17 protein-coding genes, 1 pseudogene and 1 riboswitch are annotated in these 25,150 nt (G+C 28.6%); of the genes and pseudogenes, 11 read left to right on the top strand and 7 right to left on the bottom strand.

Annotated elements, in window-relative coordinates; translation table 11 throughout:
* Window positions 1-217: 217 nt before the first annotated feature.
* Complete coding sequence (locus QM495_RS09855) at window positions 218-1,345, bottom strand: ABC transporter substrate-binding protein (RefSeq protein ID WP_408671937.1); 1,128 nt, start codon at window positions 1,343-1,345, stop codon at window positions 218-220.
* A gap of 77 nt (window positions 1,346-1,422) precedes the next feature.
* A riboswitch (cobalamin riboswitch) is annotated at window positions 1,423-1,634 on the top strand.
* A gap of 84 nt (window positions 1,635-1,718) precedes the next feature.
* Between QM495_RS09855 and QM495_RS09850 the strand changes: the two genes are divergently transcribed.
* Window positions 1,719-3,617, top strand: coding sequence for a TonB-dependent receptor plug domain-containing protein (locus QM495_RS09850; RefSeq protein ID WP_408671936.1), 1,899 nt, complete (start codon window positions 1,719-1,721; stop codon window positions 3,615-3,617).
* A 94-nt stretch (window positions 3,618-3,711) separates the two neighbouring features.
* Complete coding sequence (locus QM495_RS09845) at window positions 3,712-4,386, top strand: DUF2461 domain-containing protein (RefSeq protein ID WP_408671935.1); 675 nt, start codon at window positions 3,712-3,714, stop codon at window positions 4,384-4,386.
* A gap of 160 nt (window positions 4,387-4,546) precedes the next feature.
* Here the strand turns inward: QM495_RS09845 and QM495_RS09840 are convergent, their stop codons facing one another.
* A complete protein-coding gene (locus QM495_RS09840) occupies window positions 4,547-7,378 on the bottom strand; it encodes an endonuclease (protein WP_408671934.1) in 2,832 nt (943 codons plus the stop codon).
* Window positions 7,379-7,432: 54 nt separating this feature from the next.
* On the bottom strand, window positions 7,433-8,641 hold the full coding sequence (locus QM495_RS09835) for an RsmB/NOP family class I SAM-dependent RNA methyltransferase (protein WP_408671933.1): 1,209 nt from the start codon (window positions 8,639-8,641) through the stop codon (window positions 7,433-7,435).
* Between the two features lie 97 nt (window positions 8,642-8,738).
* On the opposite strand from QM495_RS09835, the gene recG reads away from it, so the two are divergent.
* From recG to QM495_RS09790, 9 genes are all read left to right on the top strand, one after another.
* Window positions 8,739-10,844, top strand: coding sequence for an ATP-dependent DNA helicase RecG (gene recG / locus QM495_RS09830; protein WP_408671932.1), 2,106 nt, complete (start codon window positions 8,739-8,741; stop codon window positions 10,842-10,844).
* Window positions 10,845-10,893: 49 nt separating this feature from the next.
* Window positions 10,894-13,320, top strand: a complete 2,427-nt coding sequence (gene pheT, locus QM495_RS09825; RefSeq protein WP_408671931.1) for a phenylalanine--tRNA ligase subunit beta — start codon at window positions 10,894-10,896, stop codon at window positions 13,318-13,320.
* Window positions 13,321-13,485: 165 nt separating this feature from the next.
* A complete protein-coding gene (gene rbr, locus QM495_RS09820) occupies window positions 13,486-14,064 on the top strand; it encodes a rubrerythrin (protein WP_408671930.1) in 579 nt (192 codons plus the stop codon).
* A gap of 192 nt (window positions 14,065-14,256) precedes the next feature.
* Entirely contained in the window at window positions 14,257-15,291 is a 1,035-nt protein-coding gene (locus QM495_RS09815; RefSeq protein WP_408671929.1) for a quinone-dependent dihydroorotate dehydrogenase, read from the top strand.
* Complete coding sequence (locus QM495_RS09810) at window positions 15,292-15,909, top strand: LysE family translocator (RefSeq protein ID WP_408671928.1); 618 nt, start codon at window positions 15,292-15,294, stop codon at window positions 15,907-15,909.
* A gap of 24 nt (window positions 15,910-15,933) precedes the next feature.
* Window positions 15,934-16,791, top strand: a complete 858-nt coding sequence (locus QM495_RS09805) for a hydroxymethylglutaryl-CoA lyase (RefSeq protein ID WP_408671927.1) — start codon at window positions 15,934-15,936, stop codon at window positions 16,789-16,791.
* A 152-nt stretch (window positions 16,792-16,943) separates the two neighbouring features.
* On the top strand, window positions 16,944-18,071 hold the full coding sequence (locus tag QM495_RS09800; RefSeq protein ID WP_408671926.1) for a hypothetical protein: 1,128 nt from the start codon (window positions 16,944-16,946) through the stop codon (window positions 18,069-18,071).
* A gap of 52 nt (window positions 18,072-18,123) precedes the next feature.
* Window positions 18,124-18,654: an FMN-binding protein gene (locus QM495_RS09795; protein ID WP_408671925.1), complete on the top strand. Its 531-nt coding sequence runs from the start codon at window positions 18,124-18,126 to the stop codon at window positions 18,652-18,654.
* Window positions 18,654-19,163, top strand: a complete 510-nt coding sequence (locus tag QM495_RS09790; RefSeq protein ID WP_408671924.1) for a hypothetical protein — start codon at window positions 18,654-18,656, stop codon at window positions 19,161-19,163. The genes QM495_RS09795 and QM495_RS09790 overlap by 1 nt, the downstream gene beginning before the upstream one ends.
* A 50-nt stretch (window positions 19,164-19,213) precedes the next feature.
* Here QM495_RS09790 and ccsA read toward each other — a convergent pair whose 3' ends face one another.
* From ccsA to QM495_RS09770, 4 genes and pseudogenes are all read right to left on the bottom strand, one after another.
* Window positions 19,214-22,330, bottom strand: a complete 3,117-nt coding sequence (gene ccsA, locus QM495_RS09785; RefSeq protein ID WP_408671923.1) for a cytochrome c biogenesis protein CcsA — start codon at window positions 22,328-22,330, stop codon at window positions 19,214-19,216.
* A 39-nt stretch (window positions 22,331-22,369) separates the two neighbouring features.
* Window positions 22,370-23,164, bottom strand: coding sequence for a GW dipeptide domain-containing protein (locus QM495_RS09780; RefSeq protein ID WP_408671922.1), 795 nt, complete (start codon window positions 23,162-23,164; stop codon window positions 22,370-22,372).
* Window positions 23,161-24,798, bottom strand: a complete 1,638-nt coding sequence (locus QM495_RS09775; protein WP_408671921.1) for a hypothetical protein — start codon at window positions 24,796-24,798, stop codon at window positions 23,161-23,163. Before QM495_RS09775 ends, QM495_RS09780 begins: the two co-directional genes overlap by 4 nt.
* Before the next feature lie 9 nt (window positions 24,799-24,807).
* Window positions 24,808-25,150 (bottom strand): annotated as a pseudogene (locus tag QM495_RS09770) (hypothetical protein); the annotation flags it as partial.

The following is a 25,150-nucleotide window of genomic DNA, read 5'->3' as shown; positions in this document are numbered from 1 at the left end:
AATTTCACAAGAGGTATAGCAAAAATAACGTATTATTGGCGTAAAGATAGATTAATAACTAGAAGAGAAAGGTCAGCAATTTCAAGTTGTGCATGGAGTGCTAATATTCCTTATTTTAATGAGTAGGGATAATTTTTAAATAACAATATTTATCACAAAAAAACCAAGCAATATTTGCTTGGTTTTTTTATTCAATGTATTGAAAAGCATAATTCAATTACTTTAATTTCTCAAAAAAACTAAATTCATACTCGTTTAACAATTCAGGATGCGCTATTTTAATAAGATCTTTTAATACTAAATCAGGGCGAGCAGGAGCTAATTCAAAATAAATAATTCCGCCAGTTTGTCCTTGTTTATTAACGAATGTATAAATATTATTGTTTTTAAAAGCTGTAAATTTAGGATAGATGTCATTTGCCTTTTTAAGTTGTTCTAAATTTTTATAAAAACTAGGTGAAATCCAAATTTCAGCATCTTTTCCTTTATCAAATACATTTTCAATATTTAAAGAAAGGCTTCCTTTTCCAGTAGAATTTCTCCATAAATAATTAGTGTTAGCATCTTTTAAAAAAGAAGCTTCAAAGCTACCACCAGCAGGTAAATTCCAAATATCTTTAAATAAACCACCAGAAATAACAGTTGGTTTATTTTTAGATTTTAATGCAATATCTTTAGCTTCCAAGTAGTTTTTTTCTATTTCATTAAATATACTATCTGCAAGCTGTTCTTTGTTAAATAGCACCCCAAAAAATTTAATCCATTCAGCACGTCCAAGAGGAGTTTCTTCTAGCCAATCTCCATTTAATAACACTGGAATTCCTAATTTTTCGATAATAGCAAACATTTTATTATTACTGTTTATTGAAAAACCAACTACTAAGTTTGGATTGAGGTCAAGCAGTAATTCAGTATTTATATTTTCTTCATTTCCCAACTCTTTAATAAATCCTTTTGAAATTAATTTCCTAGTTTTTTTTGAAGAAATATAATTGGTATTAGGAAAGCCAACTAATTTATTTTCAGCACTTAATAATTCAAGCATTGGAATATGAGTAGTGCTTGTTACTACAATTGAATTTATGGGTGTTTTGATAGTTTTTAGATTGTTTTTAGTAATAGTATCAGTCAAAATATATTCAAAAGTTTCTTTAGAATTTTGGTAAGGAGCTTTTATAATTAGCTTAGTAAAATTTTTAAAATGCTGAATATCAAAACCTTTCGCATATTTAATATTATTATTATTATTAACTTCGAGATTGGTTTTATTAGTATCATTATTACAAGATAAAACAACTAATAAAATGAGAATAAATAAAGATTTTATTAAGACTGATAACTTCATTAAAATTAATTTTTAGCAAATGTACTATTTTAGAAATTTAACAATCAAAAAATGATACTAATCAGTCTTTTTTAATTAATTTTGCAGCTGATTATGGTTCTTGTGTATACTTCAGTATATATAAGTGAAAAGGGAATTCGGTTTAAATCCGAAGCTGTTCCCGCAACTGTAAGCTAAAGCCGATATTTTTCGGTGGTTGTTATTTAACTTTAACCACTGTTCATTTTTAGAATGGGAAGGTACTAACAATACGCAAGCCAGGAGACCTGCCACAGTCAATACAATTCAAGCTTTCGGGAGAAGGGGTTGGGTATGGTTTTCTATACTTCAATACTTACCTGATTTATTATTTTAATAATTAAATCATTTAAAAATGAAAAAAACAGTAGTTAAATTAAGCATGTTATGTATGCTTTGTGCATTTAATTCTTTACAAGCTCAAGAAAAAATTGAGGAATTGGATGAAGTTGTAATTTCAGCAACAAAATTTGCAATTAAAAAAGAAAATGTTGGGAAAATTATTTATCAAATTAAACAAGAAGAGTTAAAAAATTTAAAAGGGAAAACGATTATTGATGTATTGGATAATATTGCTGGTATTTCAATTAATGGAGCTAATAGTTCAACAGGAAAAAATAAAAGCACCTATATTAGAGGTGGTAGAGATAAACAAGTTTTAGTGCTTATAGATGGCGTTCCTGTAAGTGATCCTTCTGGAATAAATACGGCTTTTGATTTACGCTTATTAACTTTAAGTCAAGTTGAGTCTATTGAAATTATGAATGGAGCAGCAAGTACACTATATGGCTCTGGTGCAGCAACTGGTGTAATTAATATTAAATTAAAAAAGGCAGCTAAAAAACCTATTTCTTTCAATTATCAAGTGTCAGTAGGAACTAATAATTCACAAAATGATTCTAGTTTTGATTTGAATGATATCAATCAAAATGTATCTATAAATGGTACATTAAATAAATTTACATATTTAGTAGCTTTTAATGGTTCAAAAACAGACGGATTGTCTGAAGCGAGTGATAATAATAGTGATGTGCCGTTTGCAAGTGATGCATTTAAGACAACCAATACATTTGTTAGTTTGGGGTATGATTTTACTGAGAAGTTAACGGTACAAATATTTAGTAATTTAGATAAAGATGTATATGATTTTGATGCTGGTGGATTTTCAGATTCTGAAATTAATAATGGTAAAAATGAGCAATTTAGAGGTGGTGTTTCTTCAAGTTTTAAGTACACTAAAGGTAGTTTAAATTTAATTGCATCTTTTAATCAAATTGATAGAATGTTTGATAGCTTTAATGGCTGGACAGGTGCTACAGATCATTTTGAATATACAGGGCAAACTTATATGTTTGATGTTGTAAACAATTATAAAATATCTGATAAATTTCAAATTATTGCAGGTGTAAATTATCAAAAACAAAGCAATCAAACGAATAGCCCTTATGGTAATATTGAAGACAATTTAGCAAATTATAATACAATAGATCCTTATTTTACAGTTGTTTATAATGCAACATCTGGTTTTAATATAAATACAGGAGCACGTTTAAATAATCACAGTGAGTATGGAAATCATTTGGTATATAATATAAATCCTTCGTATAATTTTTCAAATAATTTTAGAGTTATTTCATCTTTAAGTACTGCGTTTATTGCACCAAGTACTTATCAATTATTTTCACAATATGGAAATGTTGATTTAAATCCTGAAGAAAATACAACTTTTGAAGTAGGTTTTATTTTTACAAAAAATAAGCTATTTGAAGTAAATTCAGTCTTCTTTTATAGAGAAGAAGACAATGCAATAATTTTACCAGATTTTATTACATATTCAAATGCTGCGAACACTATAAATGCAAAAGGAGTAGAAACTCAAGTTTCAATAGGAGCATTGAAAGATGTAAGTTTTAAACTTGGGCACACTTATACTAATAAAAGCGCCGATGTTGATTATATTCCCAAAAATAAATTAACAGCTTTAGTAGAAACCAACAGTATTAAAAACACCTACGTATCTGTACGATTTAAAAATATTTCAGAAACTACTTACTTTGATCAATGGGGAACAGGGGAGGATATAATTATTGATGGATATAATTTAGTGGATTTATATGCAAGTTACACGATACTTAAAGATCGTTTTTCAATTTTTGCACAATTAAACAATATTTTTAATGAAGATTATGTAGAAACTATTGGATACACTACAAAAGGTAGAAACTTTAAAATTGGATTAGATTTTACATTCTAAAATAGTAAAAATTCATATTAATTTGTTAAATAAAGCCTATCGAAAGTTAGGCTTTATTTTTTTTCATTATTTTTAACCAACTAAAAAATTAAAAATGACTTCTATTTCAAAAACAACATTAGAATTTTTAAAGGAATTAAAGAAAAATAATACTAGAGAGTGGTTTAATACACATAAACCAGCTTTTCAAGTTGAACAAGCCAAGGTAAAATTGTTTTATAATGCACTAATGGAAACTTTAATTTCTCATGACGATATTGAAAAATTAAAAATATTTAGGATTTATAGAGATGTGCGTTTTTCAAAAGATAAAACACCTTACAAACCACATTTCGCTGGTCATTTTGTAAGAGGAACAAAGCGATTACGTGGTGGTTATTATTTAAGAATTAGACCTGGAGAAAGTTTTTTGGCTGGTGGTTTTTGGGAACCTAATAAAGATGATTTATTGCGTATTAGAAAAGAATTTGAAATGGATGCTTCTGAAATCCGTGAAATTATTGAACACAAAGCATTTGTAAAGCATTTTGATAAATTACAAGGAAATTCATTAAAAACGGCACCAAGAGGTTTTGATAAAGAACATCCTGATATGGATTTAATTAGAATGAAACAATTTATTGTAACGCGTGAATTTACTGATGAAGAAGTGTTAAATCCTAATTTTATTGATGAAGTAGGAAAATCATATAAAGCAATGCGCCCATATTTTGATTATATGAGTGAAATATTAACAACCGATTTAAATGGTGTTTCAATAATAGATTAAAAAAGAAATAATTTTAGCCTAAAATTACCAAAAATTGAACTTGTTTTAGCTTTTCATAAAAATAAAAATCAGTAGTATAAGATTCTAAAAATGTCACACTGAGCTTGTTGAAGTGCTATTTAAGAATCTTATGCTGCTGATTTTTTATACAACCTCTTTTTTATTGAACTATCAACCTTTTAGTTGAATAAGCCTTTTCATTTGCTATTTTAACAATGTACATTCCTTTAGGAATATTATTAATTTCAATCTTATTATAAGTAAGTGTTGGTTGTTTAAGGTTAATAACTAATTGTCCTATTAAGTTATAAAATTTAATAGTTTCAATTTTAGTATTGTTTTGTACAGAAATAGTAATTTTATTATTTATGGATGGGTTTGGATAAACATTAAATAAATTTTGAATAAAATCTGGTGTAGCCAAAGTGCTTAATGTATGCGCTCCTAGTCCATCAAACGTATCTTTAGCAAAAGAATCCCATTCACTTATAGTATAAATTGTATTGGGTGAATCTATAGTGCTTTTTCTTCTTAATGTTACGTCTTTTGCAAAATTACCAGTTGCACCATTAAAAGTTCCAACTACATCAATTAATATTCCATTTTTAAATAAACCAACAGGATCATCTCCATTAAATAGCATTGCATCTGCACTTGTAGCTAAATCAGAAACGCTTAAAATAGCAGCATTCGAAGCACTATTTGCAACAACAAAAACATCACCATTAATTAGAGTTCCAGAAAGTGTTAGTGCAGCTTCCCAAGCTCCAGTACCTGAAGTTTGACGAGCTATTGAATAAATGGATAAATCAATTGAACTACCAGTAAAATTAGCTATTTCTATAGCTTTATTATTACTACTTCCTTCCACATATTCTGAAATAAATAAGTCATTTCCTCCTGTAGCAGCAGTTGTAGTAGTTACTGATGCAGTATTACTTACTAATGAAGTGTTTCCAGCAGCATCTTTAGCATACACTGTAAAATTGTAAGCTGTACTTGCTGTTAAACCTGTAACACTGTATGAATTAGTTGTAGAAGAGGCTAACAAAACCCCATCCTTAAAAATTTCGTAAGAAGTTACAGCAACATTATCTGTTGAAGCTGACCAAGATAAATCGGTTGTTGTACTAGTTGTATTACTACTGCTTAAATCTACAATAGCAGTTGGATTTTCTGTATCAAGAGTTCCTGCATAGCAAGTCCATGATAAATCATCTATAACAACTTGATAAGCTGCAGTATTCCTAATTTCAACAATTATGCCGCCTTTAATATTAATGTTAGATACAGTAAATGTTTGAATAGTAGTATTATCCCAAGCTATCGAAGTTCCATAAGAAGCACCATTAATAAATAACTCTACTTGTCTATTTCCAGTTCCAGTAAATGCTTTTTTTAGGCTACAAGTAAAATCTCCAATTCCACCTGTAACAGTTGATGAAGTTAATTTACTACTTGTATTTCTTAACATTAACCCAGTTCCTGTAATTACATAACCTTCATCATCCCTAGATTGTATATAAGTCCAAGTAACACTATTATCTCCTATAAAATTACCATCTCCATACCCACCAGTTGGCGCATTTGAGTTTGTAAAAGTTTCTGTACCGCAAGTACTAGAAATAGCAGTTGTAGTACCGTTAACAGCTGTACTTTGAGCCGATGAGTTGTTACTTGTATCTTTTGCTAAAACTGTAAAAGTATAGGTTGTAGAAGCCGATAAACCTGTAACGGTATATGAAGTTAAAGCAGTTGTCGCATTGTAAGTACCATCAACATAGATATCGTAACTAGCAACAGCCATATTATCAGTTGAAGCAGTCCAAGACACATCTATAGTTGTATTGGTTTCATTACTAACAATTAAACTTGTTGGAACTGTTGGAGCATCTACATCAATAATATTTGTAGTCGTAATATTTGCGGTATTACTAACTGCTGATGTATTTCCAAAAGCATCTTTTGCATATACGGTAATAGCGTAACTTGTATTTTGTGTTAAACCTGTTAGTGTAGCTGAATTTGTTGCAGATGTAGCATAAGATAAACCATCAACAAAAATTTCATAATTAGTTACAGCTATATTATCTGTGGAAGCAGTCCAGTTTAAATCTACTGTGGTATTTGTAATATTTGAAGCAACTACATTTGTTGGTGCTGTTGGTGCTTCGGTATCTGGAGTGGTACTCCAAATTTGAGATACATACTCTGGATGATCAATAAAAGGGTTTCTATTTCCCTGAAATGTATAAGCAGCATTATTTCTATCAATTTCTCGTTGGTTTACAGGATCATTTGCATGCCAGTCTAATAACAACGTTAAAAACCAATCATTATAAACTTGATTACTAGTACCATTAAGCATATCGTGAGACCAACTCGAAATTTGAGATTCATATCTTGTGGCAAAGTAAAGCATACACCTTGCAATATCTCCTTTAAATTCATCAATAGGTTCAAAAACAGTTCCGGTATATCCAGTGGTAGTATTTGCGCCTACAAATGATCCATTTGTAGATGTCCAGGTTGGTGAATTAACAATTCCAAACGGATAGTTACTTCTTCTTCCATTTACATACCCATCAGAAGGTACTACATGATGGATATCTGATACCATAGGCTCTGCGCTTCCAAATACACTTTGCGGCATTAAATGTTCTCTATTATAACAATCGCCTTCACCAGAATATGTACCACAATTAAGATTGTTATGTGTATAGTTATAAGCATCAATCCCTAATGGTTTTTCGGAATACATATCTAAGAGAGTTCCATCATTTTCGTAATAATTATCTGTATCAGTAGTTATATAACCAGTATATAAAGCGGAATAACCTTGGCTAATATGGCCGTTACTAATAATTGAATTTAACTCTGTTTTTAGGGAATAACCTGTAAGTCCTGAAGCCGTATCATAATAACCTGCTGGAATTTGACTATAAATTGTTAATGATAAGAAAGTTAATAGAGGTAGTAATAGTTTTTTCAAAGTATAGGCGTTTTATAGATGTAATAAATATTATGGTTATACACTAATTTTTCATCAGCTTATTTTCTCTAACAAAGCCATATAAAATCCATCAAATCCAGATTTGTGAACAGAAACCTTTTTTTCTTTCACAAAACTAAATTCAGGATGATTTTTTAAGAATAATTGTACTTGATTTTCATTTTCTGAAGGTAAAATGGAACAAGTTGCATACACCAATTTTCCACCAGTTTTAACCAATGCTGAATAATTATCTAAAATTTCAGCTTGTGTTTTTTTAATGTTTTCAACAAATTCAGGTTGTAATTTCCATTTACTGTCTGGATTACGTCTTAAAACGCCAATTCCACTACAAGGAGCATCAATTAAAACTCTATCTGCAGTACCCTTCATTTTTTTCATCACTTTAGAAGATTCTAAAGGTTTTGTAGTTGTATTATGCACACCGGCTCTACGGGTTCGTTTTTTTAATTTTCGTAATTTACTTTCATAAATATCAGTTGCAATTAGTTGTCCTTTATTTTCCATAAAAGCAGCTAAATGCAATGTTTTTCCTCCAGCTCCAGCACAAGTATCAATTACTTTCATTCCAGGTTTTACATCTAAATATTCGGCAACTAGCTGAGAGGAAGCATCTTGCACTTCAAATAAACCATCTTTAAAACATTGTGTTACAAATACGTTTGCGCGTTCTACTAGTTTTAGAGCATCAGCATAACCAGGAATAAATTCAGTATTAATTCCTTCATTGGCTAATTTTTTACGTAAAGAAAGTTTGTTAGTTTTAAGTGTATTAGTCCTTAAAACAACGTCAGCTTGTTTATTTAAGGCGGTAATTTCTTTTGCCCAATGTTTTTCACCTAATTCTTTTACCGCTAATTCATCTAACCAATCTGGAATAGATTCTTTAAAAACTCTATTTTTTTGAAGTTCATCAAATTTTCCTTTAATTCTTCTTTCAGGAACACCTTGTAATTGATTCCAATCGGGTAATTTAATTCCTTTTAAAATTGCCCACACTGCAAAGTTCTTCCATACGTTTTCAGTACTATAATGCGACTTAGTACCGGCAATTTCATTGTATAAACGTTTCCAACGAACCATTTCATAAATAGTTTCGGCAACAAATTTTCGATCTCTTGCTCCCCAACGTTTATCACGTTTTAGGGCTTTTTCAACAACTTTATCTGCATATTCACCTTCATTAAAAACAAGTTTTATTGAATCAACAACTGTAAATACTAGGTTTCTGTGTAATCTCATACTAAAAAATTAGGTTGGCAAAGGTACGTAATTTGTTTATACAAATTTTGTAATTGTTTATTGCTGTTTGAATCAGTACCTTCGTGTTTTATAAAAAATGCCAGTTTACAATTTAAATACTTCAATTTCTTATTTAAAAGGTGTAGGACCTAGTAGAGCCGATTTGTTAAGATCAGAACTGGGTATTCATACGTTTGGAGATTTGTTGAATTTTTTTCCTAATAGATATATAGATAGAACTCAATTTTTAAAAATAAACCAGTTACAACAAAATACTTCTGAAGTCCAAATAATTGGAAAAATAACAAGTATTAAAACGGTACAACAAAAAAGAGGAAGTAGGCTAGTAGCTACTTTTGCTGATGAAACAGGCACTATGGAATTGGTTTGGTTTAGAGGTGCTAAATGGATTAAAGAAACGTTAAAAATTAATATTCCATATGTAATTTTTGGAAAAACTACTTATTTTAATAGGTTATTTTCAATGCCGCACCCTGAAATGGAATTAGTTTCAACGTATAAAAATAAGTTGCGCACAGCTATGCAACCAGTATATCCTTCAACTGAAAAATTAACAAATAAGGGAGTTTCAAACAAAATTGTTTCTGGTATGATTCAAAATTTGTTTGAAGAAATTCGTAGTAATTTCTCAGAAACATTATCACCTTCAATTATAGAAAAATTAAAACTAATTTCTAAAAATGATGCATTATTTAATATTCATTTTCCTAAAAGTCAGGAATTATTAAGCAAAGCACAATATAGACTGAAATTTGAAGAGTTCTTTTTTATTCAATTGCAATTAATTCGAAAGAAAATTGTTAGAAAAGCGAAAATTAAAGGCTTCAATTTTGAAAAAGTAGGCGCAAATTTTAATGATTTTTATAAAAATAAGTTGCCATTTGACTTAACGAATGCACAAAAGAAAGTATTAAAAGAAATTAGAAAAGATGTAGGTTCTAATGCGCAAATGAATCGTTTATTACAAGGTGATGTTGGCTCGGGAAAAACAATTGTTGCATTATTAACAATGTTAATTGCTATAGATAATGGGTTTCAAGCAGCATTAATGGCGCCTACAGAAATTTTAGCAACACAACATTACAATTCAATTGTAGCATTGTTAAAAGGATTAAATATTTCGATAAAATTGTTAACAGGTTCAGTAAAAACAAAAGAGCGAAGAATAATACACGCTGAATTAGAATCGGGTAAACTGGATATATTAATTGGAACTCATGCCCTAATTGAAGATAAAGTACAATTTAAAAATTTAGGTATTGCAATTATAGATGAACAACATAGATTTGGAGTTGCACAACGATCTAAATTATGGGAAAAGAACGAATTACCACCACATATTTTGGTAATGACAGCTACACCAATTCCACGAACATTGGCAATGAGTGTGTATGGAGATTTAGATATTTCAGTAATTGATGAATTGCCACCAGGTAGAAAAGAAGTTAAAACAGCACATAGATATGATTCTAATAGGTTATCAGTTTTTAAGTTTTTAAAAGAAGAAATTGAAAAAGGAAGGCAAGTTTATGTAGTGTATCCGTTAATAAATGAATCTGAAGCTATGGATTATAAAGATTTAATGGATGGCTTTGAAAGTATTTCAAGAGAATTTCAAAAACCTGATTATCAGATAAGTATTGTTCATGGTAAAATGAAACCAGCAGATAAAGAGTATGAAATGCAACGTTTTATAAAAGGTGAAACTCAAATAATGGTGGCTACCACAGTTATTGAGGTTGGCGTAAATATTCCGAATGCAAGTGTAATGGTTATTGAAAGCGCTGAGCGTTTTGGCTTATCACAATTACATCAATTACGAGGAAGAGTAGGACGTGGAGCCGAACAAAGTTTTTGTATTTTAATGACAAGTTTTAAATTGTCTAGTGATGCGAAAGTACGATTACAAACTATGGTAAATACTAGTGATGGTTTTAAAATTGCTGAAGTAGATTTAAAATTACGTGGACCAGGTAATTTAATGGGCACGCAACAAAGTGGTGTGTTAAATTTAAAAATTGCTGATATTGTTAGGGACTCACAAATACTAAAAACAGCAAGAAATTTTGCAATAGATTTGTTAACACAAGATGCAACATTAAGAGCTTCAGAAAATAACTTAATCAAACTTGCATATCAAGAAATTAGTAAAAACAGTACTATTTGGTCAAATATCAGTTAAACTAAATTCAATTTTTTATCTTTGCAATTCGTAAAAAATTAAATAAAGAATGAAAATATCATACAATTGGTTAAAACAATTTTTAAAAGTTGATTGGGAAGCTGAAAAAACAGGAGAGTTGTTAACCGATTTAGGCCTTGAAGTTGAAGGTATAGAAACAGTTGAATCTATTAAAGGTAGTTTAACTGGGATTGTTGTTGGAAAAGTATTGACTTGTGTACAGCATCCAAATGCAGATAGATTAAAAGTTACAACAGTAGATTTAGGAAATGGAGAACCAATGCAAATTGTTTGCGGTGCTCCAAATGTCGCCGCTGGGCAAACTGTACCTGTGGCAACAATTGGTACAATGTTGTATGATGATAAAGGAGAAGGATTTAAAATAAAAAAAGGAAAAATTAGAGGAGAGGAAAGTTTTGGTATGATTTGCGCCGAAGACGAATTAGGACTAGGCTCAAGTCATGAAGGAATTTTAGTTTTAGACGATGTACTTGTTGCCGGTACTTTAGCTTCAGAAGTTTTTAATATTGAAACAGATCAGGTTTTCGAAATTGGATTAACTCCAAACAGAGCTGATGCCATGAGTCATTTAGGAGTTGCACGGGATTTACGTGCAGGTTTAATGCAAAATGATATTCAAATAGAGTTAATATCACCTTCTGTAAGTGAATTTCATGTTGACGATAGAACACTTAAATTTGATGTAGAAATTGAAGATTCTGAAAAAGCTCCAAGGTATGTTGGTGTAACAATTTCAGGTATTACAGTTAAAGATTCCCCTGAATGGATTCAAAATAAATTAAAAGCAATAGGATTAACACCAATTAATAATATTGTTGATGTTACTAACTATGTACTACATTCATTAGGGCAACCTTTACACGCATTTGATGCAGCTAAAATTAAAGGGGGTAAAGTGCTAGTTAAAACTTTAGCTAAAGGAACTAAATTTATGACACTTGATGGTGTTGAACGTGAATTACACGAAGAAGATTTAATGATTTGTAACGGAAACAACGAACCAATGTGTATTGCAGGTGTTTTTGGTGGTTTAAATTCAGGTGTTACAGAAAATACAACTTCTATATTTTTAGAAAGTGCTTATTTTAATCCAGTATCAATCAGAAAAACGGCAAAAAGACATGCGTTGAATACTGATGCTTCATTTAGATTTGAAAGAGGAATTGACCCAAACAGTGTAAAATATGCATTAAAAAGAGCTGTAAATTTAATTTTAGAAGTTGCAGGAGGTAAAGTTTCTTCAGAAATTGATGATTTATACCCAATAAAAATTGAAGATTTTCAAGTATTTCTATCTTATGAAAAAATGGATCGTTTAATTGGTTCTGAAATTCCAAGAGAGACCGTTAAAAATATTTTAGCATCTTTAGATATTAAATTTAATAGTGTAACTGATGGTGGTTTAGGCTTAACAGTTCCATCTTATAGAGTTGATGTTAATCGAGAAGCAGATGTTATAGAAGAAATTTTACGAGTTTATGGCTATAATAATGTGGAGTTTTCTCATAAATTAAATACCTCAATTTCATTTTCTGAATTTAATGCTGTTAAAATTGAAGATGTAATTTCCAATCAATTAATTTCTCAAGGATTTAATGAAACAATGGCAAATTCTTTAACAAAGGCTGATTATGTTTCTTTGACAGAAATGCTAAATGAAGAACACAATGTTACAATACTAAATCCCTTAAGTAGTGATTTAGGTGTTATGCGTCAATCACTGTTATTTAGCGGTTTAGAGTCTGTTATTTACAATATTAACAGAAAAAATAATTCATTAAAATTCTTTGAATTTGGTAAAACATACCATAAATATGATAGTGGATATAGCGAACAAAAACACTTAACATTATTTGTTTCTGGAAACAGAGCAAAAGATAGTTGGAATACAGTGCAAAAAACTTCTGATTTCTTTTATTTAAAAGGAATTGTAACTACATTATTACTGAGATTAGGAATCAATAAATTAAAAACTACACCAACTAAAAACGATATTTTTTCAGAAGGAATTACGTTAAGTTTAGGTAAAATTAAGTTAGTTGATTTAGGTGTTGTAAAACGTCCGATTTTAAAAGAATTTGGTATTAGACAAGAAGTATTATTTGCCGATTTTAATTGGGAAAATATACTTAAAGTAGGTGGGAGATCTAAAATTAAAGTTTCGAAATTATCTAAATTTCAAGCAGTTAAACGCGATTTTGCATTGCTATTAGATAAAGAAATTACTTTTAGTGAAATTTACAACTTGGCATTTCAGGCTGAGAAAAACTTTTTAAAAGAAGTTGACTTATTTGATGTGTATGAAGGGGATAAATTAGAAGAAGGAAAAAAATCGTATGCGGTTAGTTTTTTAATTCAAGATGAAAATAAAACGTTAAACGATAAGCAAATAGATAAAATAATGCAAAAGCTACAACAAACATTTGAAAAAAATGTAGGTGCAACTTTGCGATAATATACTTGTTAAATAATTAAGTTAAAAAGTTCTTAAAAAGAAAAGTTTTATTTATTTTTCTTTTTAAGAACTTTTTTGTTTTGTACATTTATACTACTAAAATAGAGCATAATTAAGTTGTTATTTTTGATAAAACTAATTATATCCTATTATAAACTAAATAGAATGGAAAAATCTTTAAAGGGCACAAAAACAGAACAAAATTTATTAAAATCCTTTGCAGGAGAAAGTCAAGCAACAAACAGGTATGAATTTTTTGCTAAGATTGCTAAAAAAGAAGGATACGAACAGATTTCAAGAATTTTTCAAGAAACTGCAAATCAAGAAAAGCAACATGCCAAACGTTTTTTTAAATTTTTAGAAGGCGGAATGGTTGAAATAATAGCAATGTATCCTGCGGGAATAATTGGAACTACTGATGAAAATTTAAAAGCTGCAGCTGAAGGTGAAAATGAAGAATGGACAGATTTATATCCTCACTTTGCCGAAGTTGCTTTAGAAGAAGGATTTCCAAAAATAGCAACTGCTTATAAAATGATTGCTAGAGTAGAAGCAGAACATGAAAGAATATATCTAAAATTACTACAAAATATTTCAGAAGATAAAGTATTTATTAAGGATGGTAAAGTTTGGTGGAAATGTATAAACTGTGGTTATGTTTATGAAAGTAAAAAAGCATTAGAAGTGTGTCCTGCCTGCTTACACCCAAAATCTTTTATGCAAATTAGAGAAGATAATATTTAGTGAGTACATAGAAATAGTAAGAGTAGCTCAAAATATTTAACTTAATCAAAGTTATAATATTTATATTGCAAGTCTAAGGGAACTTGATTTAGTTTCTTATCAAATATGGTATGAGATTCTGAAATAAGTTCAGAATGATATTTTTTCAAGAATATATCAGTACTTTTTTTAATTTTACACAAACATATTTCAATGTATAAAAGTATTATTAGACCATTATTTTTTCTCTTTGACCCTGAAAAAGTTCATCATTTTACCTTTTTACTTATAAAATATATTTCTAAAATTCCAGGTGTAACATCAATTTTTAAAAAGTTATATGTTATAAATGATAAAAAATTAGAACGAAATTTATTTGGACTTACATTTAAAAATCCAGTTGGTTTAGCTGCAGGTTTTGATAAAAATGCAGTCTTATATAATGAACTAGCAAATTTCGGCTTTGGATTTATTGAAATTGGTACTGTAACTCCAACAGCTCAAAAAGGAAATCCTAAAAAAAGAGTTTTTAGGTTAAAAGCGGATAATGGTTTAATCAACCGAATGGGTTTTAATAATAATGGTGTAAAAGAAGTTGTTAAACAACTTAAAAAGAATAAAGGGAATGTATTAATAGGAGGTAATATTGGTAAAAACACAGCCACAATGCCTGATGGTTATACAGAAGATTATGTCGCTTGTTTTTCGAAATTACATCCTTATGTAGATTATTTTGTTTTAAATGTTAGTTGTCCAAATGTAAGTAGCCACGCAAAATTAAATGATAAAGATTATTTATTTGAATTGATTTCAGAAGTACAAAAAGTGAATACTACTTTTAGTGAACAAAAGCCCATACTTTTAAAAATTGCACCAGATTTAAATAAATTACAATTAGATGAAATTATTGAATTAGTTGCAGAAACTAAAATTGATGGTGTAATTGCTTCTAATACTTCTATAAATAAAAAAGGATTAATAGCTTCCGAAGATAAATTAACTAAAATTGGTCATGGTGGACTGAGTGGTAAACCAATTAAAGATAGAAGTACAGCAATAATTAATTATTTAGCTCAGAAATCTAATAAAGCATTTCCAATAATTGGAGTAGGTGGTATTCATTCTGCAGAAGATGCACTAGAAAAGTTAAATGCAGGAGCTGATTTAGTACAAATTTATACAGGTTTTATTTACGAAGGGCCTTCATTAATTAAAAAAATTAACAAAGCTATTTTAGAACAAGAATAATTGAATTACGAAATTCTCATATCGTTTATTGGTGCTTCAATGCTGTTAACCATCATGCCAGGGCCAGATATTATTTATGTTTTAGTTCAAAGTTTAGCCAACGGGAAAAAATATGGAATAGCAACCTCATTTGGTCTCGTATCAGGTATTATAATTCATACATCGTTAGTAGCTTTTGGGGTTTCAGCAATTATAAAGCAATCTGAAAATTTATTTTTTAGTATAAAATTATTTGGAGCAGCCTATTTAGTTTATTTGGCATTTTTAGCCTTTAAATCTAATGATCCAATAATAGTAAAGAGTAAAAGTGAAAAGAAAAGCTTGTTAAAATTATTTAAACAAGGGTTTATTATGAATGTTTTAAATCCGAAAGTTTCCATTTTCTTTTTAGCTTTTTTCCCAGGTTTTTTATACAGTTCAGCCCAAAGTACAATTGTACAGTTTTATATATTAGGATTTTTATTTATGCTACAAGCATTAGTTATTTTTTCTGTGGTTTCAATGCTTTCAGGAAGTTTTGCTTCGTATTTAAAAAAGCATCCAACATTTAATTTAAAAATTAAATGGTTTAAAATTTTAGTGTTTCTAGGAATTGCAATTTTTATACTTTTATCTTAATTGGTTTTGTATATTTGAGCAAGGATGAACAAGGTTAAAATTATAGAATGTCCAAGAGATGCCATGCAAGGTATAAAATCGCATTTTATACCAACTGAATCAAAAGTTCAATATATTAATGCGTTGTTAAGAGTTGGTTTTGATACCATAGATTTTGGTAGTTTTGTATCTCCAAAAGCAATTCCACAAATGCGTGATACTGCTGAAGTATTAGCAAAATTAAATTTAAGTACCACTGAAAGTAAATTATTAGCTATTGTTGCAAATATTAGAGGTGCTAAAGAAGCTTCTGAGTTTGAAGAAATTAATTATTTAGGCTATCCTTTTTCTATTTCTGAAAACTTTCAAATGCGTAATACTGGTAAAACCATTATGGAGTCTATTCAAACTTTAGATGAGTTGTTAAATATAGCTGCTAAAACTAATAAAAAGGTTGTTGCCTATTTATCTATGGGTTTTGGAAATCCGTATGGTGATCCTTGGAATGTGGATATTGTTTCAAAATGGACAGATAAACTTTCTAAAATGGGTGTTCAAATTTTATCATTATCCGATACTGTTGGAAGTTCAACACCAGAAATTATTGATTATTTATTTTCAAATCTTATAACAGCTTATCCTACAATAGAATTTGGAGCACATTTACACACTACACCAACCACTTGGTTTGAAAAGGTTGATGCTGCATACAAAGCAGGTTGTAAGCGTTTTGATGGAGCTATAAAAGGATATGGAGGTTGCCCAATGGCTAAAGATGAACTTACAGGAAATATGCCTACAGAAAAATTGATTTCTTACTTCAATCAACAAAAAAGTGTTACTAATATACAAGCCATGAGCTTTGAGAGTGCTTATAATGAAGCATTAAAGGTATTTATTTAAATTTTCAGTAACCAATTCTAATTATTTTAAATTCGTATTTTATGATATATGTCAGCTTATTTAAAATTATTCTAAATAAACTTTTGTAATATAAGTTACTTATCTATTTTTGCACTATTAAGAATTAGTCTAAATAAAAATAAGTAATAAAAATGAAAATAATAAGTTTAATTGCCATCATGGTAAGTATTGTGGGGTATTCTCAAAAAAATTCAAAAGTAAATTCTGGAGAACGATTATTAGGATATAATATTTCAAATAATGTAACCATTGGAGGTTATGCGCAAATTGATTATAATGAGCCTGATGGTTCTAAAGTTGGTAAATTAGATGTGCATAGAATGGTTTTCCTTTTTGGGTATAAATTCAATGAAAAGGTAAATTTTGTAAGTGAAATTGAATATGAACATGTTGAAGAGGTTTTTGTTGAACAAGCGTATATAAAATATAAAGTATTTGAAAACTTAAATGTATTAGCAGGTTTAATGTTAGTTCCAATGGGAATTATTAACGAATTTCACGAACCTCCAACATTTTATGGGGTTGAGCGTCCAAATGTGGATAATTATATTGTACCAACTACTTGGCGAGAGTTAGGTGTTGGTATTTCAGGTAAATTAGATAATGCTTCATTAAAATATCAAGCTTATTTATTTAATGGGTTTAAATCATACATTGATGGTACGGGTGCATTAAGAGGTTCTGATGGTTTAAGAAAAGGGAGACAAAAAGGTGCTGAATCTGTGGTAAGCTCCCCAAATTTTTCAGCAAAATTAGATTATTATGGTATTCCAGGTTTAAGAATTGGATTATCTGGTTATTTCGGAAATACACAAACCGATGATACTACCATAGAAGCTTCAACAGTAGGTGTTTCAATGATTGGATTGGATGCTCGCTACAAATACAATAATTTAGAATTAAGAGGGCAATATATCAATACAAATATCTCTAATACAGAAGATTACAATACATTAACAGGTCAGGATTTAGGATCTAAAATGAACGGTTTATATGCTGAAATTGCTTATGGATTTGAGTTGAAAGGTGATGAAAAATTAACACCATTTTTACGCTATGAAAAATACAATACGCATGCAAAAACTGAAGGTAGCTTAATTGCTAATAAAGCGTATGACAGAAATGAATTAATTTTCGGATTAAATTATAAAGTTGCTGAAGGTGCAGCTTTTAAAATGGACTATCAATTAATGAATAATGCAATATTTGGAAGCGATACTTCAAAGCAATTTAATGCAGGTGTAGCCATCTGGTTCTAAATTTTAATAAATCTACAAACTCAATTTCAATAAGAAATAACATATTTGGAGTATGAAAAAAACAATTTTAATAGCAATTTTATTTTTAGTAGTAACAAGTTTTATAACTATTTCAGATAGAGTTCATAAACTTATTCAAAAAGAAATAAAAGCTGTTTTTAGTATAGAAAATTTTACAAGCGAGCCAATTATTATCTCAAATAATAAATTGAATAAAATTTTACCATTGAAAATTGATGAAACTAATTTTTTTAAAATTAATAGTGAAGCTAATTTTTTTGGTTATTATTATTTAGGTAAAGCTTATGGAAAAGCTGATTATTTCGATTTTATTGTCATTTTTAATAAGAATTTAATAGTATCAAAGGTTAAAATATTAGTTTACAGAGAAGATCACGGGGGCGAAGTTGGTAGCAAACGTTGGTTAAAGCAATTTATAGGAGTCACTAAAGAGCAACAACTTAAATATCAAAAAGATATAGCGGCTATTTCTGGAGCCACAATCTCTGCAAAATCAATGACAAATGAAATAAATAAGTTATTAAAAACAGTAGGTATTTTAAACAATAAACATTTAATATAATGGAAGTACACGGACTAATATATCAATTTCCAAGAGAAATTAAATCAGTAATCTTTATTTTTATAATTGTGCTTAGTGTTGGTTTTTATGGAGGTTTAAGCTTTGTTAATACTACTACTTCAATGAAAGTAACAGAAATAGAAACTAATTATTTAGGAAATGAAAGTGATGAGGAAGCTGAAATTATGAAATTCAAAAAAAGTGAACGAGAAATACTAACAATAGTACATAATCACATACTTTCAATGTCAGTTATTTTCTTTTTACTTTCTTTACTATTAGCCACAACATCTATCAATAAAAAGTTAAAATATTTTTTAATGATTGAGCCTTTTATTTCAGTTTTATTAACTTTTGGAGGTATTTATCTTCTTTGGAGTGGCATTTTATGGTTTAAATATGTTATCATAATTTCAGGAATATTTATGACATTTAGTTTTTTAATAGCTACTTTTTCAATAGTTTATCAATTATTATTCAATAAAAAACATCAAAAAATTAACCAGTAACTAATTATTTAATAGCTGCTGGTTAATTTTATTTATAATTAATTCAATATTTATTTAAGTTTATATTTCTTTTTTTTAAAATAAGCCAAAATACTCAAGGTAATAAGAATAAAAACAACAATATATACCCAATTTGGAATGGGAATTGGATCTCCAGTTGCATAGGAATGCAATCCTGATAAATAGTAATTTACACCATAATAGGTCATAATTACACTTGCTAGCCCAAAAATAGTGGCAACATTATATGAAAATAATCCAAATAATTTTGGAATTATTCTCATATGTAAAATAAAAGCATATACAAGTATGGTAACTAAAGCCCAGGTTTCTTTGGCATCCCAACCCCAATATCTTCCCCAAGATTCATTTGCCCAAACACCTCCTAAATAAGTTCCAATACTTACCATGAATAATCCACCAATGAGGGTTAATTCACTTATGTAAGACATTTCTTTGATAATTCTAACAATTCTATCTTTATTTGAATTAGTTAAAAATAACATTAATACTAGGTTTATAATTCCAATAATAGCTCCCAACATTAAAAATCCATAACTTCCTGCTTCCAAAGAAACATGAATGGTTAACCAATACGATTTTAAAACGGGAACTAATGGTGTTATTTCAGGGTCTAAAAAGCTTAACATAGAAACTAACAATATAATTGAAGCTAAAAACATTGTTGCTGCCAATCCTCCAAACGATTTTCTTGTAAATATAACTCCAGCTAAAGTTGAAGTCCAAGCAATATATATCATAGATTCATAACCATTACTCCAAGGTGCTCTTCCAGAAATATACCAACGCAATCCAAGTCCAATAGTATGAAGTATAAACCCAATTATTACTAATGAAAATAAAACTTTATAAATTAAGGTTAAATTTAGTTTTGGTTTAAAAACACCTAAAAATAAACAACTTAAAAATAATAATCCTAACAAAATATATAACAAGGCTAGCCTGTTAAAAATATTCATTTTATTTAATAAAATTTCAGCATTAATTTTTGTCGATGAAGGCATAATTACTCCACCGTTTTTAATTTGATAATCTTTAAGTTCATTTATTAGATTATTTGCATTGCTGTAATTGTTAGTATGCATTGCATCATTTAATAAGGCACTATATGAACTGAAAAATTTAGTAGCAACAGTATTTTGAGTAGTTGAATTAGTGTGATTACTATTTGATAACCAAGTGCTATTTGTATCATTAACATTGGGCACAATTTTTAGCAAAGCTCCTGAAAATAACATACTTAAAATATTAACTTTCTCATCTATTTTAAGTAATTCTTTTTCATAAACACCTCTATCAACAGGTTTTAAATTGTAAACTTTTCGTACTTCATCCTTTAATTTATACACACCATCTTGGTCGAAAAAATCTTTATAAGAAACGTATTTAGTAGCAACACCTAATTTTGTTGAAATGGTTTCATGCTTACCTAATTTAATAAGTTTTACAGTATACCATTCACTATTATTTGCAAATATGCTTAAAATAATTTGCTCAGCACTTAAGCCATATAAACTTTCTTTTCGTGCTAATTTTCTTAGTATTTCACGAGTTAGCGTATGAACTGGTTTCATTCTACCTCTAAAATCTTGCACTACAAGCTTACTAAATTTGTTTGCATGGTTGATGTTAACAATATGAGTTACATTTAAATCTTCTTTATTTAATTGTGCAAAAGAATTAGTTGATGCAAATAGAAATAATAGCACAATTAATAGTGTAGTATTCGCCGCTCTTAATTTTTTAATTTTTTGCATAACAATGTAGAATCTAGTTTTTTTACTAAAAAATGTTAGCAACATTCCAATAGTTAAAAGAATATAACCGGCATAAGTTATTAGAGTTCCCCAATAATCATTATTAACACTTAAATAGGTTCCTTTTTCATCTTTATCAAAAGAAGATTGAAAAAATCGATATCCTTTATAATTCAAAATATTATTCATAAATATTCTAAAATCCTTTTTTACATTTTTATCGGAATCTACTAATTGAACTTCACTTGCATACGAAGAAGCACTGTTTGTTCCTGGGTATTTATCCAATATAAAGTCCTTTAATTTTATAGTAAAAGGTAATTTTATTTCTTTCGTTCCGTATGCCGCAGATAAACTCAGATTTTTAAAATTTAAAACTTGTGGCCTCCCAGGCGAACCTTTTTGTCCGTATAAATAGATCTCTTGTGAATTTCCATTTACCGAAATAGTTGTTAAAAGTGCTACTTTGCTACTACTGTTTATTTTTGGATTTCCAGATTCAATAGTGGCAGTTCCATTTTTAGTAAATTCTGGCAGTACAAAATTATTTTTACCATCTGAATATAACGAGCGAAGTAGTAATGGTTGATAAGCATCTATAGGATAAATAGTATCTTTTTTTTGAGTTGCCATTACCATTTGTGTAAATACCTTATTGGTTTTAAAAAATAAGGAGTCATTTTTAAAGCGAATATTTATTGCATTTGGAATTATATTTTGACTAAAATTAAAGAAAAGGTTTCCAAATCTATTTTGCTCACCTTCTTTTATGAAATATTCTTCTCTACCATTCATTCCAGCAACTACAACTTTTATGGTTGGTTTTCCTTCTAAACTTTCAACCAATTTTTGAGTTGGATTAGGAATAACTTTCTTTATAGTAACATCAATCAAATCATTATCAATTAAATAGGATTCATGCCAATTATTGTTGCCTAGTGTTGCAAATAAAACATCTTCATTAAACTCAAAAGTTTTATTATTTTTAGCAACCTTAAATTTTAGAAAAGTTGTTGATGATTGAAACGTATTTGAGGAATCATTTTGTCTAATGTGCATAATACCCTCAAAACCAAAATAACGAGTAATTCCGGCACCGATTAAAATTAAAATAATAGCTCCGTGAAATATAATAAGAGTCCATTTTTTTTGCTGTACCATTTTAAATTTAACAATATTAACGGCGATTGATATACTAAATAATAAGAGCAATAATTCAAACCATTTAGCTTTAAATATTATTTTTTGCGCAGAACTTGTTCCATAATCGTTTTCAATAAATGTTGCAATTCCTATTGCTGCAGCAAATAATATTATATACAACCCAGCAGCTCTGGTATTGAAAAGATATGTGGAAATTTTGCTTAATATGTTAAATATTTTCTTCATTTATATAAATATTAGTTTGTTTAACTTAGTAGTTTTGAGCTATGGAATGATTGTTCCATTTTCTAAAATTAGATCATATTTATATCCAGCGCCAAAATCTTTATTTAATGTTACTGTTGCTTTTAGCGTAATAATAGCATCTTCAGGAATAAATGTATCAGTTGTTACTACTAGGTCAAAATCATCTTTACTACCATCTTTAAGGTGAATCCAATTCCTATTCATAATGTTGGCATTTGATTTTACACAAACACCACTTATTTGAACTATTTTACCTTCTAATTTTTTAGCATTTTTAACTAATTCTGCTATTTTCATAGAGCCTTTAACTTCAATTTTAGTTGCTATAGTTTTGATAGGAGCTTTTGTTGCTTTTGTAGTTTTTTTCTTAGTAAGTAATTTACTACTTGTAGTATTTGAGCTAGATGAGTGATTTGCAGCTACTAAACTACCAGATATTAAATATATTTTTTTAAAAACTCTATTAAAATCTTTACTTTCATAGTTAGTTTTTAAAAGCCCACCTTTATAATAATAAGTTTCACCAATAGTAATGTCCATTAATCTAGTTGCTATCCAAAATTTTTCTCCATTTTCAGTTACATTCATATATAAGTACTTTGAAGTTTCTAGAATTTCATTTACTTCAACAGTATGTAAATCAGTTTTAAAAGTATCAATTGTAGTTGAATTTTCATCAGAAAAAATACCACTATTTTTTTCTGACTGGGGTGTTTTATTTGTAGATTCTATAATTTTAGGGCCATTATTACAACCTACCAAATTAACTATTAGTATTATAATTAATGCAATATTTCTAATTTTTGAAATCATAATTTTATCTTTTTAAGTTTTCTTTTATTTTTAAATCTCTTAGTTATTGATGTGTTTATTCGGTAATTATTTTTTTCACCCGATAAGGCAGATATTTCTCCAAATATATTTAATTTTAAGCTCTTACTAATTTTTAATGAAAGACTTGTGCCATAATAATTTTGTTTAGTTGTTGAATTTGCATTGTAATAATTATAATCAACCATTCTAAAATAAAAGTCGGCACTTAATTTATTTCGAATAAGTTCTCTTGAATGTCTAAAAGAGATAATGGAACTTTCTAAATAATTAGACGTATTTTTATTGAAATTAATAGAAAGCCTACCACCTATATTTGGTATTTTTGATACACCAATATATCCATTAATATTATTTGATTTGTTTTGTGTTGAACTTTGAAACCTTTTACTATAACTAATACCACCATATAAAAATTTTAAAGGTTTTAAATTTAATCTAAATCTTAATCCTTGTCTAGCCTCATTATCATCTAATAGTCGTTCAATTTCAGTTTGAAATGTTTCATAATACAATATCCTTTTTCTTGAATCGTATGAAACCATTAAGTCTAACTTTCTATTAAATTTATATTTTGCAGAAACATACAAATTAGTTAAGTCTATAGTATTTGAAGTAATAGTATCAACCTTATTGTATAAATCAAATTCTAATGAAGAAAAAAGAGATAATTTTTTTAAAACAGTACTAGAATGTTGAAAATATGCATATCTTCTATCTATTTGACCGTTATTGGTTTGTTGTAGTAAACCAAGTGTTGTTTGAGATCGAAAATTTTTATTTGTTGTTCTACTACCAAAATAGCCACCATATTCTAATAAGTTAGAATTGAAACTATAATCATTAATATCAGGTCTAAATCCAGCGATAATACCAATATAACTGTTCCCAAAGTACTTTTCTGCTTGCAAACCATCAATAGCACCTAAAGATGAAGTTTTATTGTTAATTTTTCTACCAATAGTTAAGGATAATGTTGGATTAATATCATATTTTAAAGCAAAATTATAAATATTAAAAATATTTTTTCTTTGACTAATTGAAGTATCCTTTGATTTAAAATACTGTCTATAATTTAAGTAGGTTTCTACTGAAATTTTAGAGTTATCAATATGATTAGCACTTAAAGAAAAACGATACATCATACGATGTCTATTTGTAGATGACGGTGAAATATTACTGTAGCTTGAAGCTGAAATTTTTCCTCGTATTTTTTCAATATTAGTTTCCTTTGCATATTTTTCTTGCTTTTCTACTTTTACATTTTTTTCTGTTGTTGAAACTGCTTTTTCACTTTCATTTATAGTTTTTTTATTAATTTCAGGAATATATTTGTAATAAACTTTATCACCTTTTTTTGTATTACAATTAAATAATGAAATACAAACAACAGATTTAGAGGATTTATTTTGAACTAGTAAGCAAGCTTTTTTCTGATTTAAAAAGCGAAGAGTATCTCCAATTTTAAGATGTTTTGTATTTTCAAATTTAACATAACTATTTTTTGAGTTTACAAATGAAACCGTGCCTGTAATTAGCATGTCTTTACCTTGCCCAAATAAATTTGAACATAATAAGGTCATAGAGATAACTATTAATATTGATTTTAATTTCATTTGTTTGTTTTAATCTTGTCCAGTTGGGTGACAATTATAGCAAGCATTACTTTCATATACATAACCGCTCTCACCTTTGTGGTCATTATCTACTTCTGCTTTGTTACTATGTTCATGACAATCAATACAACTGAATGTTGAATAATTATTTGTAGTATGGCAATCTATACACTGATCCCACTCTCCTTGATGTTTTCCGCTGTAAATTGGAAAATATTGGCTATCATGATCAAAAGTTGAAGGAGTCCAGCCACCAGTTGTATGACAAGCAGTACAATCAGTAGAGAACCCAGCACTTAAATGATTAGGGTCATTAGTTGTATCATAATCATTTTGGTGACAAGTCACACAT

It is taken from the genome of Lutibacter sp. (assembly GCF_046055765.1).
Taxonomy (GTDB): domain Bacteria; phylum Bacteroidota; class Bacteroidia; order Flavobacteriales; family Flavobacteriaceae; genus Lutibacter.
This window is presented reverse-complemented; position numbering and strand designations above follow the sequence as displayed.